The organism is Sporichthyaceae bacterium (assembly GCA_036269075.1).
Taxonomy (GTDB): Bacteria; Actinomycetota; Actinomycetes; order Sporichthyales; family Sporichthyaceae; genus DASQPJ01.
In genome coordinates, this window is record DATASX010000018.1 from 122,047 (window position 1) to 137,787 (window position 15,741).

Here is a 15,741-nt window from a genome sequence, read left to right on the forward strand (position 1 = left end):
CGGCGGGGGTGCGGGTCAGCGCACCCAGCCGCGCAGGTGATTTCGTCCGGTCGGCCAGTCGGTGGCCGGATCGGAGGGTTCGGTGGGATTCACGACGGCCGCAACCGTGCGGACCAGCCAGGCGTTGACGGACAGGCCCTCGGCCGCGGCCGCGGCTTCGACCTGTGCCTTGAGCTGCTCGGGCAGCCGGAGGGTCAGGCGGGCGGTGGCGTCGTCGAGTTCGGCCGGGCGGGCCGAGGCGAGCGGGACGGCCACCCGGTAGTCCGGCGGCGGGTTGACGACGAACTCGGGCTCGCGCCCCCGCAGGCGGACCTCGACGGAGCCGGGCGCCAGTTCGCGGGTGATCTCCTCGGCCGCCTCGGCCAGGGCCTCGAGCAGCGTGAGCCGGAAGCCGGCGTCCAGGGCCGAGGCGAACCGCTCCGCCGCCGCGGCTACGGCCGGGTCGCCCGGGCCCGCGGCGACGAGCAGTTCGGAGTGCAGTCGCGCGACGTGCCCGCTCAAATCCATGACGTCATAGTGACGTCACGATGATGTCGTGGCAAGCGCTTCGCTCAGATCATCGATGATCGCAGCGTTGTTCTCTCATACCTGGGGTGCACCGCGGTCAACGCCCGCCGGGCTGCACCACCCCGTTTACCCGCAGCGTGTAGGGCGCGTAGGTCTGCTGCGTCTCGGTCGGGTCGTCGCAGGAGACCACGGCCACCAGTTCCGGATACGTCGCGAATTCGTGGATCACCGCGGCGGTCAGGGTGAAGTCGAAGGCCCCGTCGACCCGGCGGACCAGCGCCCGGTGGTGCGCGGCGTCGATGCCGACCAGCGCCATCGACCAGTGCTCGACCGGGGTCGGGTTCAGCTGCCCGGGCGAGGCGAACGGGCCGGTCGAGGAGCCGTCGCTGATCAAGGTGTGCCCGACGTGGACCTCGTCGACGTACCACCCGCCGGAATTCACCATCGGGTCGCTCCAATAGCGGAACCCGAGGATGACCGACCGGCCCGCGTACGGCGTCAGATCGAAGCTCTGGGTGACCGGGATCGGGGCGCTGCCGGTCAGGCCTGGTCCGGCCGGGGCGGGTGCGCTCGCAGTCCGGGTGTTGGTGTTGGCGAGCGTTTCGTACGTCTTGCCGCCGTCGGTGGAGACGACCGTGTAGCCCCAGTCGAAGCCGTTCTCCATGCTCCAGCTCGAGGTGTAGCTCAACACCGGGTCGTCGAGCGGAACCGTCGTGCGGAACGCCATCGTCACGTCGCTGGCCGGGGCGTTGCCGCTGAACAGTGCGGGGTGGTCGGTCGGCAACGGGCCGAGGTCCGGCGGGCTGATCGGCGCGGCAGGCTGTTGCCCGGGCACGCCGGGCGGGTTCACCGGCGACAGCAACGGCGTGCGCGGCACGGCCCGCCACAACAGCGGTTCGGCGTCCAGCGCCCGGGCTCCGGAGAACGCCAGCCCCGTCAGGCCGGTGCCCGCCAGCGGTCCGGCGGCGGTGCGCAACGCGACGTAGTCCGCGCCGTTCGGTGCCGCTCCGGGTTTTGCGTAGGCGGCCGGGTTGGCCAGGTTCACCGCGGCGTTCAGCCCGGATGAGGTCACCTTGTCGCGGGCCACGCCGGTCACGGTGCCGTGCTTGAGCAGCCGGTCCAGCAACGTGGAGAGCTCGAAGTCGTGCAGGACCTCGGCGAACTTCGCGCCGTGGCCATATCGGTCCAGCGCGGCCTGCACGCCGGCCACACCCTGGTGCCGGCCGTCGCGGTGCAGGAACTCGAGGATCGCCGCGCCGAAGTGGTCGTGCAGATAGATCATGAACGACCAGGCGATGCCGTAGTCGGCGAGGATCTCCGAGCCGGTGCCCTCGTCGCCCCACACCGTCAGGGAGTTCTCGGGCCCGCCGCACGGCTGCGGGTTCGGGTTGTACCTGGTCCGCACGGTGCCGAAACCGTCGTAGCAGACCAGGTGGCTCTCGAACTTCCGGTCGAAGACCGTGTGCGTGGTCGAGGCGTAGCCGGTCAGGCCGATCGCGTAGTCCGAGAGGCCCTCGTTGACCCAGGTGTGCTCGTTCGGGTCGACGTAGTACTCGAGCAGGTGCTGGTACTCGTGGGCGAAGATCCCCTCGTAGAGCCGAGGTCGGGCCGGTCGGGACTTGCACAGGTCCGCGTCGGGTTGGTCCGGCGGGTTGTCGCCGGTGCGGTGCGCCCAGTCGTAGGCGTCGATCGTCATGACATTACGCCCCGTCAGATCGTTGAACTGCGGGGAGAAGAACCCGGCCACGTAGGTCTGGTTCTTCGGGAAGTCATAGAAGTTGGCGTCGCGGACGTTGTCGACCAGCGTCACGACCTTCGTGCCGTCGCCGGAGAAGTCGAGCCCCTGCACGGTGCTGTCGGCCGACCGCTGCGAGCCGTCGCGGCCCGGTGCGACGCTGAACGCCGCGGACTCCTTGGGCAGGATCGTGCCGTCGTACTCGTGCATCAGCGCGGTGATCTGCGCGTCGGTGACCATGGTGCTGCCCGGCACGCCGCCGCGGCAGTCGCCGGCCGGGAAATCGGTGCCGACGGTGCCGTCCGGCGCCGGGCCGGTGGCCACCCAGACCTCGATGTGGTGGCCGACCCCGCGCAGGGTGAATTCCTTGGTGTAGATCGTGCCCTTCTCCGAGTCCAGCGCCGGCCACATCCGCTTGCTCCCGACCTGCGGCGTCGCCCCGTTCGCGGTGGTGGTCTGCAGCGTTCCGGCGGGAGTGCGTCGCCAGGCGGCCAGCGTTGCCGGGATCGACGAGTCGAGGCGGTAGGTGACGTTGCCGGGCAGTTCGCCGATGTCCGCGGCCGGCTCGGTTCGATCGGTGTCGGGGGCTTCGGCCCGGGCGGCCGCCCCGCCCACCACGGTGGCGCCGCAGATCACGACGGCGGCCGTGGCGAGGCGCAAGGCACGCATGGCCCCACCCTTGCGCCCGGTTCGTCCCGGGGCGTCCTGATTTACCAATACGGCCGGAAGTAGGGAGAGAAAAAGAGCCTTCAGGCCCTGGTCTCCTACTTCCGGCTGCACTTGGTGACGGTCGGCGCAGCCGGCATGGATACCCAAATGTTCCCGGCCTGCGCCGGCCGGGGCCCGGGTCAGCCGACCGGACGCGGTGCCCGGCCCTCGTAGGGGGTGGAGAGCACCACCGTCGTGCGGGTGGAGACGTTGACCGTGCTGCGGATCTGGGCGAGCAGACCCTCCAGCTCACCGGGCGTGGCAACCCGCACCTTGAGGATGTAGTTCTCATCCCCGGCGACGCTGTGGCAGGCCTCGATCGCGCTGACGTCGGCCAGCCGGACGGGGATGTCGTCCAGCGCGGCCGGGTCGATCGGCTTGATGGAGATGAAAGCGGTCAACGGCAGGCCGATCGCCTCGTGGTCGACGACCGCGCAGTAGCCGCGGACGATCCCGCGCTGCTCGAGCCGGCGGACCCGCTGCTGCGCCGCCGAGGTGGACAGCCCGGTCGCCTTGCCGAGGTCGGTGAAGCTCATCCGGCCGTCGGCGCACAGCAACTCGACTATCTGTCGGTCCAAGTCCTCCACACTGCCAACCTAACTGTTTCGTTCAGGCGGGCAGGACCTGCAACTCCCGCGTCGTCAGGTTCAACCGTTCCCCGCCGTCGGCCGTGCACACCAGGATGTCCTCGATCCGCGCGCCGTGCCGGGCCGGGAGATAGATCCCGGGCTCGACCGAGAACGCCATTCCCGGCTCGAGCAGCTCGGTGTTGCCCTCGACTATGTACGGATGCTCGTGGCCCTCCAGGCCGATGCCGTGTCCGGTGCGGTGGACGAAGTACTCGCCGTAGCCGCCGGCCTCGATCACGCCGCGGGCGACCCGGTCGACCTCCTGCGCGCCGATGCCCGGCCGCACTGCCTCGCAGGCGGCCTCCTGGGCCTCGAGCAACACGGCGTAGTACCTGCGGAACTCCGGGTCCGGCTCGCCCACCGCGTAGGTCCGGGTGGAGTCCGAGCAGTAGCCGGCCTCGGTGGTCCCGCCGATGTCGACGACCACCACGTCGCCGACCTCGACGACCCGGTCGGAGACGTCGTGGTGCGGGCTGGCCCCGTTCGGGCCGGAGCCGACGATCACGAAGTCGGCCCGCACGTGGCCCTCGGCCACGATCGCGTCGGCGATGTCGCGACCGATCTCCCGCTCGGTTCGGCCTGGCCGCAGCCACTCGCCGATCCGGTCATGGACGCGGTCGATGGCCGCGCCGGCCTCGCGCAGCGCTTCGATCTCGGCGGCGGTCTTGCGGATGCGCAGATCGCGCAGTACCTCGCCGGCCAGGCGCTGCTCCACGCCCGGGATGCCGGCGCGCAGTCGCAGCACCTTCTCGGCCCACATGTGGTCGTCGACACCGTAGTTGCGCACGCCCGGCCCGAGGATCTTCCCGACCAGCACGATCGGGTCCTCGGTCTCCTGCCAATCGGCGATGCGCAGCCCGAGGTCGGCGATGCCTGCGGCCTCGGCGGCCGCGCGCTCCAGGAACGGCACGATCAGCACCGGGTCGGCGCCGGCCGGCACCACCAGGCAGGTCAGCCGCTCCAGCGGCTTGGCGACGTAACCGGTGAGGTAGCGCAGGTCCGGGCCGGGAGTGACCAGGACGGCGTCGAGGCCGGCCGCCGCCGTAGCGGAACGGGCGCGGGCCAGACGGGCGGAGAACTCGGCAGCCGATGACATGTCGGCAATCCTTTCAGGCGGGGCTTCTGGGAGGCTGCGGCGTGGCCGAAACGATGCTGCTGGACGCGCCCTCGTTGTACTTCCGGGCGTTCTTCGGGGTGCCGGACACGTTCCGGGCACCGGACGGATCCCCCGTCAACGCCGTGCGCGGCTTGCTGGACTTCATTTCCTACCTGGTCCGGTTGCGTCGGCCGAATCGTCTCGTGGCCTGCCTGGACGCCGATTGGCGTCCGCAGTTCCGCGTCGACGCGATCCCGTCGTACAAGACCCACCGGGTCGCCGCCCAGGGCGCGGAGGAGATCCCGGACGAGCTGAGCCCGCAGGTGCCGATCATGCTCGAGGTCCTTGACGCGCTCGGGATCGCGTACCTCGGCGTCCCCGGCTACGAGGCCGACGACGTGATCGGGACGCTGGCGACGCAGGCCGACGGCCCGGTCGACGTGGTCACCGGCGACCGCGACCTGTTCCAGTTGGTCGACGACTCCCGCGCGGTCCGGGTGCTGTACATCGCCAAGGGCGTGCGCAATCTGCAGATCTACGACGAGGCCGCGGTCAGCGCCAAGTACGAGATTCCGGGACGCGGTTACGCGGCGTTCGCGGCGCTGCGCGGCGACCCCAGCGACGGCCTGCCCGGCGTGCCCGGGGTCGGGGAGAAGACCGCGGCCGCGCTGGTCTCGGCCTACACCGACGTCCCCGGCGTGCTGGCCGCCGCGGCCGACCCGAGCTCGCCGATGGCCGTCGGGGTGCGGCGCAAGATTCTCGCCGCCGCCGAGTACCTGGCCGTCGCGCCCCGCGTCGTCGACGTCGTGCGGGACCTGCCGATACCCGCCCTCGACGCCACCCTGCCGGCGTTCCCCCGCGAGCCCGAGACCCTGCTTGCGCTCTCGGACCACTGGGGCCTCGGGGGCCCGTGCAACCGGGTGCTGGAGGCGCTCCAGATGGCCTTGTCCTGAGGGTCGCTCCTCGCCCAAAACTCGCATCTTCTGCCGTGTCGCGCGCCCTACCCGAAGCGGGAACGGCGCGCGACACGGCAGAAGATGGGGAAGGTCGGCGGATCAGGCCACCGAGGAGTACGCCACGACCCCGCGGCGCACCGCAGCGATGGCCGCCTCGGCCACGGCGGCCACGTCGGGTTCGGCGGCCGCGGCGAGCTGGCCGAGCAGGTCGATCAATTGCTTGCACCAGCGGACGAAGTCGCCGGCCGACAGGTCCGCCTCGCGCAGCACCGCCTCCAGCGACCGGCCCGCGGCCCAGCGGTGCGTGGCCCGCACGAAGCCGAGGTCGGGCTCGCGCAGGAACGCCACCTTGTGATCCCGCTCGACGCGCTCCAGCTCGCTCCAGGTCCGCACCATCGCGCTGAGCGTGTCGCGCACCTGGCCGTCCGGGATGTTCGGCGGTGGCGCCTCGTCCTTGGTCCGCGACTCGTAGACCAGCGCCGAGACGCACGCGGCCAACTCTGCCGGGCCCAGCCCGGACCACAGGCCGCGGCGCAGGCACTCGGCGGCCAGCAGGTCCAGTTCGGTGTAGAGCCGCGCCAGCCGTCTGCCCTGCGGCGTCACAGTGTCGCCGTCCAGGTAGCCCAACGTCTGCAGGGTCGAGCAGACCCGGTCGAAGGTGCGGGCGATCGTGCCGGTGCGGGTCGAGACCTGCGTCCGCAGCCGTTCGGTCTCGCGGGTCAGCTGCTTGTGCCGCGAGGCCCAGCGGGCGTGGTCCTCCCGGTCCGGGCAGGAGTGGCACGGGTGCGAACGGATCTCCCGACGCAGCTGCGCGACCTCGTCGTCCTCGGCCGCGCGGTCCGGACGGCTGCGCCGCACCTTCGGCTCGGCGACCTTGTTGCGCACGGTCGCGGCCAGGTCGCGGCGATCGAGGGCGGCCCGCGGGTTGAACGACTTCGGGATCCGCAGCTTCTCCACCGGCTCGACCGGCCCGGTGAAGTCGGCCTCGGTCAACCGCCGGTACTGCTTGTCGGCGGTCAGCACCATCAGGCGGGCCGGGACGCCGTCGACGTCGTGCACGTTGTCCAACACGACGGCCAGGCCGGCGAAGCGGCCGCGGGACACCAGCACGACATCGCCGCGGCGCAGCTTGGTCAACGAGCTTCCGACCTGGGCGCGGCCGTCGCGGGAGCGCTGCTTGGCCAATGCGGTCTCGCGCTCGCTGAGCGTGGTCCGTAGCGCGAAGTACTCCGCGAAGTCGCCCCGATCGCATTCGGCGGCTTCCTGATAGCCCGTCAGACCCTCGTCCTGCTTGCGGATCTGCGCGGCCACACCGACCACCGAGCGGTCGGCCTGGAACTGGGCGAAGGAGGTCTCCAACAACGCCCGCGCGCGGACCCGACCCAGTTGCCCGACCAGGTTGACGGCCATGTTGTACGAAGGCCGGAAGCTCGACCGCAGCGGGAAAGTCCGGGCCGAGGCCAGCCCGGCGACCGCCCGCGGGTCCATGTCCGGGTGCCAGAGCACGACCGCGTGGCCTTCGACGTCGATGCCGCGGCGCCCGGCCCGACCGGTGAGCTGGGTGAACTCCCCCGGCGTGATGTCGGCGTGGGTCTCGCCGTTGAACTTGACCAGCTTCTCCAGCACGACGGCCCGGGCCGGCATGTTGATGCCCAGCGCGAGGGTCTCGGTGGCGAAAACCGCCTTGACCAGGCCGCGTACGAACAGTTCCTCGACGACTTCCCGGAACGCCGGGAGCATGCCCGCGTGATGGGCTGCGACGCCGCGCTCGAGCCCGTCCAGCCACTCCGACCAGCCCAGCACGACCAGGTCGGACTCCGGGATGCTCGCGCAGGCCCGCTCGGCCACCGAACGCACCGTCTCGCGGTCCCCCGGGCCGTTGAGCCGCAAGCCGGCCCGCAGGCACTGCTGCACCGCGGCGTCGCACCCGGCCCGGCTGAAGATGAACGTGATCGCCGGCAGCAGTCCCGACCGTTCCAGCCGGGCGACGACCTCGGCCCGACTCGGCACCCCGTTGGGCCGACCGCCCTGGCGCCGTTGGCCCCGGCGCGGCGGACCGTCGCCCCAGGCGCCGCGCCGCGCCAACCGGACCAGGTCCGGGTTGAGTTGCTTCTGCCCGTCGTCGACGAACAGGTCGACAATCTGGTCGCGCACAAGGACGTGCTGCCACAGCGGTACCGGCCGGTGCTCGGAGACGATCACCTCGGTGTGGCCGCGCACGGTCTTCAGCCACTCACCGAACTCCTCGGCGTTGGAGACGGTGGCCGACAGCGACACCAACGTCACCGACTCCGGGAGGTGGATGATCACCTCCTCCCAGGCGGCGCCGCGGAACGGGTCGGCCAGGTAGTGCACCTCGTCCATGACCACGAAGCCCAGCCCGCGCAGGGTGTGCGACCCGGAGTAGAGCATGTTGCGCAGTACCTCGGTGGTCATGACCACCACCGGGGCCTCGCCGTTGATCGTGTTGTCGCCGGTCAGCAGGCCGACCTTGGCCGCACCGTGCCGCGCCACCAGGTCGGCGAACTTCTGGTTGGACAGCGCCTTGATCGGGCTGGTCCAGAAGCACTTGCGGCCGGAGTCCAGGGCGAGTTCGACGGCGAACTCCCCGACCACGGTCTTGCCGGCACCGGTCGGCGCGGCGACCAGCACCCCGGCGCCGGACTCCAGTGCCTGGGCGGACCTGACCTGGAAGTCGTCGAGCGGGAACGGCAGCGCTTCCCGGAACCGGTGCAGCACAGTGCCCTGCTCCGCGGCGCGCACGCGCGCAGCCGCGTACCGCTCGGCGGGCGAAGACATTCGGTCAGCCTCGCAGAAGGTCAGCTCTCGACTTCGTCCCGTCGGGCCCTGCGGCGGTCGACCATTGTCGTGATCCCTACCGCGATCCCGTACAGCAGGACCATCGGCACCGCCATCGCGCTCATCGTGCCCGGGTCGCCGGTCGGGGTCGCGACGGCGGCGAACACGAAGATGCCGAACACCATCCCGCGCCACCACGAACGGATGCGCTTGGCCGAGAGGATCCCGGCGAGGTTGGCCAGCACGAGGATCAACGGCAGCTCGAAGGAGATGCCGAAGACGAACAGCATCCGCAGCACGAAGTTGAGGTAGTCGTCCAACGGCACCTGGTTGTGCACGTCGGCCGGCGCGAGGCCCAGCAGGACGCGGACCGCGGTGGGCAGGATCAGGTAGGCGAGCCCGGCCCCGAGCGCGAACAGCGGCACTCCGACCGCGACCACGCCATAGGCCCAGCGCTTCTCGTGCCGGTGCAGCCCCGGGGCCAGGAACGCCCACAGTTGGTAGAGCCAGACCGGGCAGGCGATCGCCAACCCGGCGAACAAGGCCACCTTGATCTGCAAGGAGAACGGCCCGACGACGCCGGTGACCACCAGCGCGCCGCACTTCCCGGTGGCCACGCCGTGGACGTTGGCCTGGCACACGGGCCGGATCAGGGCGTGCACGATCGGGTTGTAGAGAACCCAGCCCAGGATCGCTCCCGCACCCACGGCGAGCAGCGCCTTGATCAGCCGGTTGCGCAACTCCCGCAGGTGCTCCACCAAGGGCATGCGAGCCGAGTTGGAGGCGGAACCGCGACCGGGGGCGTCACGAGTGCCTGCTGTCACCGCCGCGCCACCGATCCTCGGTGCACAGCCGAAGGTGGCGCGGACTGCGTCACTGGTTCACTCGCAAGCTCGCTCGCCGCAACCCCTCGTCGTACGGGTCACCGATTCAGGCACCTGGGTCCCGGCCCTGATCCTTGCCGGGGTCGGGTTCAACCTTTCCGGGGATCACCGTCGGAGGTCGATTCGGGTCGGGCTCGTCCTTGACCGACTTCTTGAACATGTTGATCGACTCACCCAACGCCTTGGCCGCACCGGGCAGGCGCTTGGCCCCGAACAGCAGCGTTCCTACGAGTATCAGCAGGAAGAGCTCTAGCCCTCTGCCCACAAGTCCTCCTCCGTCGGGTCCAGGTTACCTGGGGGCTGGTCCTCGACATGATCCGTCACAGCATTCGGCGCCGACCGGCGTCCGGTTCGGGTCGAGCGGTCAGTACCGGCGGGGCAGGTCGCGGGTCACGGCATCGAGTCCCTCACGCGCGTCGCCGATGTCCCGCGACACCTGCTTGACCGTACGGCCCAGTGTGCGAACCTCCCGCCACAGGCGTAACGCGGGCACGACCAGCACCGCGACACCGAGCACGCCCGCGACCACCCAGACCAGCACCATGGTCATGCGCCCATCACCGTCCGAACCGAGGGGACCCCGCGGGAGACCAACTCGTCCACGACGTCCTCGGTGACCGGCCGACGCACGCGCTTCGTGCACTCCGGGCAGGTGAACACGTAGTAGGAGCTCTTGGGCGGTTCGCCGACCACTATCCGGACGTCCTCGGTCGGCACCCGGACATGCCCGCACGCGGGGCAGGTCACCTTGAGCTGAGTGGTCATCCACTCTCCCGACGTCACGGCCGCTACCCGTACTGCGCCAGCGTCGCCAGCGCGCGTTCCCGCACCGTATCGGCAATCCGCGGCGGATCAACCACCGCCGCAGCCGGGCCGAGTCGGAGCGCGAGTCGCACGATCCAGTCCGGGCCCGCGGTGCGCAGCCGAACGATGGTCGAGCCGTCCGGAAGGTCCTCGACCGAGTCGCACGGGTAGTACTCAGTCACCCACCGCGCCTCGGGCGCCAGGTACAGGGTCGCGACGGTGTCCTCCGGCGAGGCGCGGAACAGTCCGCCGTCGAGGTCGCGGTGCGGTGCCCGGGGCGGATCGGCCGGCACGTCGAGCACCTGCAACGCGAGGACCCGGTCCAGCCGGAACAGTCGGACGTCCTCGGCCCGGTGGCACCAGCCCTCCAGGTAGGTGTGGCCCTCGACGATCGCGATCCGCACCGGATCGACGTCGCGCTCGGTCGCCTCGTCGCGCCCCGGCACCCAGTAGCGCAGGTGCAGCCTGCGGCCCTCGACGAGGGCGCGCCGGGTCTGCGCCAGCACCGCCTCCGGCGTCTCGTCGCCCCCGGCCAGGTCGAGGCGGCCCGCGACGTCGCCGGCGACCGAGCCGGCCACCTCCTGCAGCTTGGCCACCGCGCTGTCCAGCGCCGCGCGGTCGCTGATGCCCGGCAAGGAGGCGAGCAGTCGCAGCCCGACCAGCAACGCGGCGACCTCGTCGATGCCCAGCCGCAGCGGCCGGCCGATCGTGTCGGCGTTGGACAGGTAGACCTGACCGGAATCCCACTCGGCATCGATCAGGTCGTCCGGCATGTGCCCGGGCAGCCCGCAGACGAACAGCAGCTCCAGGTCCTTGACCAGTTGCGCCTCGCTGATGCCGGCGTCACGGGCCGCGGTGGCCAGCGGGATGCCCTGCCGGTTGAGCAGGTACGGCACCAGCGCGAGCAGGCGCGTGAGCCGATCGGCCGCGGTGGTCATGCCCCTCCTCCGGCCGGCGTCGCCGCGCGGTCCGCGGCCTCGACCAGCGCGCGCAGCCGCCCGACGACGGCTGCCAGCAACTCCTCCGGCCCGGTCACGACGACCGCCGGTCCGTACGCGACCAGTTCCGCGGCCAACTGCTCGACATCGCCGTAGGGCACCTCAAGCAGGTCCCACTCGTCGTCCAGCGGCTTGCTGGTGACGGCGTCGCGCCGCAGCCCGAAACCGGCGTCGGCGCGGACGCGCACCGTGGCCACCGCGCGGGGCTCCGGTGGGCTGAGCCGGGCCAGGTGCTCGCGCAGATCCGTGCCGGGCGGGACGGTCACCGACCCGTCGGAGCCCTCCGGCGTGACCGGGCCGCCGACGCGGTCGACCCGGAACACGCGAACCGCGCGCCGGTCGAGGTCGGCGGCGACCAGGTACCACCGGCCGCCGCGGGACAGCAGCCCCCACGGCTCGACCCGGCGGCGGGCAGGTGCCGCGTCGCGCGGGCCCCGATACTCGAACGAGACGGGGTAGCGGTCGCGCACGGCGGCCCACAGGTCGGCGAACCAGGTCGCGGTGGCCCCGACCCGGGGTTCGAGGCCGAGCACGGCATCGGCATCCGGTTCGACGCCGGTCGCGCCCAGCTTGAGCACCGCGGTCCCCGCGGCATGCGACAGCGAGGCCTGCTGCCAGGCCCGAGCCGCCAGGCCGAGCACCGCCAGTTCCTCGGGGCTGAACGAGACCTCGGGCAGCGAGTAGGCGTCGCGGTCGATGCGGTAGCCGAGCTCGTCGCCGAAGAACGCGCCCTGGGTGCCGGTGGTCAACGGGATGCCGAGCTCGCGCAGCTCATCCTTGTCGCGCTCGAACATCCGCTCGAAGGCCTCTTCGGTGGCGCACCGGGCGTAGTCCGGGACGGCCTGCCGGATCTGGTCCTTCGTCAGGAATCGCCGCGCCGCGAGCAGGCAGATGGTGAGGTTCAGCAACCGCTCCGTGCGCTTCGCCGACACCCGGGCACCACCTCCGCTCCGACCTTACGGGGAGGACCCATCTTCTGCCGTGTCGCGCGCCCTTCGACGCGTTCGAGAGGCGCGCGACACGGCAGAAGATGCTGTCTGGGGGCGTACCTTGGGGTCCATGATCCGCTGGCGGCGCGGGATGGTCGACGCCGTGCTGGACGAATGGCCCGGCGTGGTCGAAGTCGACGTCGTCGTCGACGGCCCAAGCCCCGAGCGGCGCCGGGCGCTGGCCTACACCGACCTGGTCGGCACGCCCCGGCCCGGCGACACGGTCCTGCTGAACGTCAATGCTGTGCTGCAGGGGCTGGGCACCGGCGGGCACGCGATGGTGGTCGCACTGCCGGACCGGCTGCCCGACGACGCACCGTCCGCGGGCCACCTGGTCAAGGCGCGCTACATGCCGCTGCAACCCATGGTGGCCGGCCCGGAAGAGCCGGACAGCGCGCATCACCGAATGCTTCAGGAGGCCGACGACCTCGGTGGGGTGCCGGTGATCACCGCCGACCTGCACTCCTCGCTGGCCCCGATCTGCCTGGCGGTGGCCCACGACCGGCCGGGCACCCGCGTGGTCCACGTGATGACCGATGGCGCGGCCCTGCCGGCCGTGCTGTCCCGCGCGGCGGCCGCGCTTCGGGAGGCCGGCCTGCTGGCCGGTGTGGTCAGCACCGGCCAGGCGTACGGGGGCGACGTCGACTGCGTCTCGCTGCACTCCGGCCTGCTGGTGGCCACCGCCCTGCTGCACGCCGAGGTGATCGTGGTCGCCCAGGGCCCGGGAAACCTTGGCACCGACACCCGCTGGGGCTTCTCCGGGGTTGCCGTCGGGGAGGCGGTCAATGCGGCGGTCGTGCTCGGTGGCCGACCGGTCGGGGCGCTGCGAGTCTCGCAGGCCGACCCGCGGGAGCGGCACCGCGGGATCTCGCACCACAGCCTGACCGCCTACGGCCGGGTGGCGCTGATGTCTGCCGACGTCGTGGTCCCCACGCTGCCCGGTCCGTTCGGCACCGCGCTGCACGCGGCGGCCAAGGCGTTGGGCGACCGGCACCGGTTGGTCGAGGTCGACCCCGCCGGACTGCTCGACGTTCTGCTGTCCGGCCCGGTGCGGTGCTCCTCGATGGGCCGCGGTCCGGCCGACGACCCGGCCTGCTTCCTGGCCGCGGCCGCGGCCGGGCGGCACGCGGCCGCGCTGCTGGCCTGAGGCGCCGTCAGTTCGCGCTGGTGCTGGTCGGCGTCGGCGTCGGCGTCTGGATCGCGCCGGTCCGGTACGAGCCGAGGATGTCGATCACGAACACCAAGGTGTCGGTGCCGCTGATCCCGGCTGACGGCAGCCCCGTCTTCCCGTAACCCTGACCGGGCGGGATCACGATCAGTACCCGGCTACCGACGGTGTGTCCGACCAGCCCCTTGACCACCCCGGGGACCTCACCCGGAGCCGGCTGGCCGTTCAACTGACCCGGGGCGGCCATCCGAATCGCCTCGGGAGTCGCCCCCTCCTTGCGCGTCCAGGTCGAGTCGAACACCTTGCTGTCATTCCAGACCAGCCCGGTGTACTGGACGAGCAGCCACTGGCCGTCGGTGACCTTGGCGCCCTTGCCGCGGACCAGGACCAGCGACTGCAGGCTGGTCGGGGCAGTCCCGGCCGGGACGGCGACCTTCGGGTCGGTGGTGCCGGTCACCGTCGGCAACTTGGCCTCGTGCAGGGCCACCGCTGTGCCGGTCGGGCCTTGCTTGCGCGGGAAGGCGCCGAGCACGTCGACCACGAAGATCAGCGTGTCGTTGGGCAGCATGTCGGAGTTGGGCGGCGGGTGGATGCCGAAGGTGTCCTTGGGCGCCATGACGATCAGCACCCGCGAACCGACCTTGACGCCCTGGATCTTCTTGGTCCAGTAGAAGCCGGTGTCCGAGACCGGTTTCGCGTACGGCACGCCGTTGGCGAACGTGTCGAAGAACGGCTGAACCTGCCCGCCGGTCTCCCAGACCTGACCGCGGAAGTCCGCGACGATCTCGTCGTCAGCTCGGACAGCCGCGCCGGTGCCCGGTCGCAGGGTCTTCATCTGGCTGTCGGCCGGCGGACTGGTGGTGGAGGCGACGGCCGGATCCACGCCCACCTGGTCGCTGGAGACGCTCGGGAACTGGAACGGCGTGTTCGTGAACGACTTGGTGCACTGCGTTTCCGCGGTGTTCTGGCACGCCTTGCCGGCGGCTTGCTTGTTGTCACCGCCGCCGCACCCGCTCAGCAGCAGGCAAAGGGCGATGACCACCGAACCAGAGCGACGCACGGACCTGTCCTCACCACGGCGTGTGCTTTGCGGCATCCCACCATGAATCAGCGGGAATCCACGGCCCGTTTCGCACCGAACCGGTCACATGGACGCGATGAGTTTCTCAACTCGCTCGTCGGTGTGGCGGAAGGGGTCCTTGCAGAGCACCGTGCGCTGCGCCTGATCGTTCAGCTTCAGGTGCACCCAGTCGACGGTGAAGTCGCGCCGGCGCTCCTGCGCGCGGCGGATGAACTCGCCGCGCAGCCGGGCCCGGGTCGTCTGCGGGGGCACCGACTTGGCCTCGAAGATCGCCAGGTCGCGGGCCACGCGCTCGACGCTGCCCTTCTTCTCCAGCAGGTAGTACAGGCCGCGGTGGCGGTTGATGTCGTGGTAGGCCAGGTCGAGCTGGGCCACGCGCGGCGAGGACAGCGCCAGGTCGTGCTTGGCCCGGTAGCTCTCGATCAGCCGGTACTTGGTGATCCAGTCGATCTCGCGCTCCACCGGCCCGAGGTCGCCGGACTCGACGGACATCAGCGTGCGCTCCCACAGGTCGAGTACGCGCTTGACCACGCCGTCGTCCAGAGCCCGCCGGGCCGCGAAGTCGCGCGCCTTGGACAGGTACTCCTCCTGGATCTCCAGCGCGGTGGCTTCCTTGCCGTTGGCCAACCGGACTTTCCGACGCCCCGTCATGTCGTGGCTGATCTCGCGGATCGCGCGGATCGGGTTCTCCAGCGTCAGATCCCGCATGACCACACCGGACTCGATCATCCGCAGCACCAGATCGGTCGAGCCGACCTTGAGCAAGGTCGTGGTCTCGGACATGTTCGAGTCGCCGACGATCACGTGCAGGCGGCGGTAGCGCTCGGCATCGGCGTGCGGTTCGTCGCGGGTGTTGATGATCGGCCGCGACCGGGTCGTCGCCGAGGAGACGCCTTCCCAGATGTGTTCGGCGCGCTGGCTCACGCAGTACACCGCACCCCGGGGGGTCTGCAGCACCTTGCCCGCGCCGCAGATGATCTGACGGGTCACCAGGAACGGGATCAGCACGTCGGCCAGTCGGGAGAACTCACCGTGGCGCGCGACGAGGTAGTTCTCGTGGCAGCCGTAGGAGTTGCCGGCGGAGTCGGTGTTGTTCTTGAAGAGGTAGATCTCCCCGGCGATGCCCTCGTCGTGGAGTCGCTGCTCGGCGTCCTTCAGCAGGCCCTCGAGCACCCGCTCCCCCGCCTTGTCGTGGGTGACCAGCTCGGCGACGTCGTCGCACTCGGGCGTGGCGTACTCGGGGTGGCTGCCGACGTCGAGGTAGAGCCGGGCGCCGTTGCGCAGGAACACGTTGGAGCTGCGGCCCCAGCTGACCACCTTGCGGAACAGGTAGCGGGCGACCTCGTCTGGGCTCAGCCGGCGCTGGCCCTTGAACGTGCACGTGACG

General features: G+C 71.1%; 14 protein-coding genes and 1 pseudogene. 2 read left to right on the forward strand and 13 right to left on the reverse strand.

All coding sequences use genetic code 11. From position 1 onward, the window contains the following. Window positions 1-15: 15 nt before the first annotated feature. From VHU88_03945 to VHU88_03960, 4 genes are all read right to left on the reverse strand, one after another. Window positions 16-507 carry a toxin-antitoxin system HicB family antitoxin gene (locus VHU88_03945; protein ID HEX3610818.1) on the reverse strand — a complete coding sequence of 164 codons (492 nt, stop codon included), beginning with the start codon at window positions 505-507 and terminating at the stop codon, window positions 16-18. 97 nt (window positions 508-604) lie between these two features. After that, window positions 605-2,911: a hypothetical protein gene (locus VHU88_03950; GenBank protein HEX3610819.1), complete on the reverse strand. Its 2,307-nt coding sequence runs from the start codon at window positions 2,909-2,911 to the stop codon at window positions 605-607. Window positions 2,912-3,090: 179 nt separating this feature from the next. Further along, on the reverse strand, window positions 3,091-3,537 hold the full coding sequence (locus VHU88_03955) for an Lrp/AsnC family transcriptional regulator (GenBank protein ID HEX3610820.1): 447 nt from the start codon (window positions 3,535-3,537) through the stop codon (window positions 3,091-3,093). A gap of 22 nt (window positions 3,538-3,559) precedes the next feature. Further along, window positions 3,560-4,675: a Xaa-Pro peptidase family protein gene (locus tag VHU88_03960; GenBank protein ID HEX3610821.1), complete on the reverse strand. Its 1,116-nt coding sequence runs from the start codon at window positions 4,673-4,675 to the stop codon at window positions 3,560-3,562. A gap of 41 nt (window positions 4,676-4,716) precedes the next feature. On the opposite strand from VHU88_03960, the gene VHU88_03965 reads away from it, so the two are divergent. Next, entirely contained in the window at window positions 4,717-5,628 is a 912-nt protein-coding gene (locus VHU88_03965) for a 5'-3' exonuclease (GenBank protein ID HEX3610822.1), read from the forward strand. Window positions 5,629-5,730: 102 nt separating this feature from the next. On the opposite strand, the gene VHU88_03970 is transcribed toward VHU88_03965, so the two are convergent. The 7 genes and pseudogenes from VHU88_03970 to VHU88_04000 all read right to left on the reverse strand — a co-directional run bounded on the left by VHU88_03970 (window position 5,731) and on the right by VHU88_04000 (window position 12,048). Further along, window positions 5,731-8,430 carry a DEAD/DEAH box helicase gene (locus VHU88_03970; GenBank protein HEX3610823.1) on the reverse strand — a complete coding sequence of 900 codons (2,700 nt, stop codon included), beginning with the start codon at window positions 8,428-8,430 and terminating at the stop codon, window positions 5,731-5,733. A 20-nt stretch (window positions 8,431-8,450) separates the two neighbouring features. Beyond that, window positions 8,451-9,197, reverse strand: a complete 747-nt coding sequence (tatC, locus tag VHU88_03975; GenBank protein ID HEX3610824.1) for a twin-arginine translocase subunit TatC — start codon at window positions 9,195-9,197, stop codon at window positions 8,451-8,453. Window positions 9,198-9,450: 253 nt separating this feature from the next. Further along, window positions 9,451-9,579, reverse strand: a pseudogene (locus tag VHU88_03980) (twin-arginine translocase TatA/TatE family subunit). Window positions 9,580-9,678: 99 nt separating this feature from the next. After that, window positions 9,679-9,864, reverse strand: coding sequence for a hypothetical protein (locus VHU88_03985; protein HEX3610825.1), 186 nt, complete (start codon window positions 9,862-9,864; stop codon window positions 9,679-9,681). Continuing rightward, window positions 9,861-10,079 carry a hypothetical protein gene (locus VHU88_03990; GenBank protein ID HEX3610826.1) on the reverse strand — a complete coding sequence of 73 codons (219 nt, stop codon included), beginning with the start codon at window positions 10,077-10,079 and terminating at the stop codon, window positions 9,861-9,863. Before VHU88_03990 ends, VHU88_03985 begins: the two co-directional genes overlap by 4 nt. A 23-nt stretch (window positions 10,080-10,102) precedes the next feature. Then, window positions 10,103-11,056, reverse strand: coding sequence for a WYL domain-containing protein (locus VHU88_03995; protein ID HEX3610827.1), 954 nt, complete (start codon window positions 11,054-11,056; stop codon window positions 10,103-10,105). Beyond that, the gene (locus VHU88_04000; GenBank protein ID HEX3610828.1) at window positions 11,053-12,048 is read right to left on the reverse strand and encodes a WYL domain-containing protein; all 996 of its coding nucleotides are present in this window, start codon (window positions 12,046-12,048) and stop codon (window positions 11,053-11,055) included. Before VHU88_04000 ends, VHU88_03995 begins: the two co-directional genes overlap by 4 nt. Before the next feature lie 127 nt (window positions 12,049-12,175). On the opposite strand from VHU88_04000, the gene VHU88_04005 reads away from it, so the two are divergent. After that, on the forward strand, window positions 12,176-13,252 hold the full coding sequence (locus tag VHU88_04005) for a DUF3866 family protein (protein ID HEX3610829.1): 1,077 nt from the start codon (window positions 12,176-12,178) through the stop codon (window positions 13,250-13,252). 7 nt (window positions 13,253-13,259) lie between these two features. On the opposite strand, the gene VHU88_04010 is transcribed toward VHU88_04005, so the two are convergent. Together VHU88_04010 and pafA are read right to left on the reverse strand one after the other, a co-directional pair. Continuing rightward, complete coding sequence (locus tag VHU88_04010) at window positions 13,260-14,333, reverse strand: FKBP-type peptidyl-prolyl cis-trans isomerase (protein ID HEX3610830.1); 1,074 nt, start codon at window positions 14,331-14,333, stop codon at window positions 13,260-13,262. An 84-nt stretch (window positions 14,334-14,417) separates the two neighbouring features. Continuing rightward, window positions 14,418-15,741 (reverse strand): Pup--protein ligase (gene pafA, locus VHU88_04015; protein ID HEX3610831.1); only part of this gene is annotated, 1,324 nt, incomplete at its 5' end.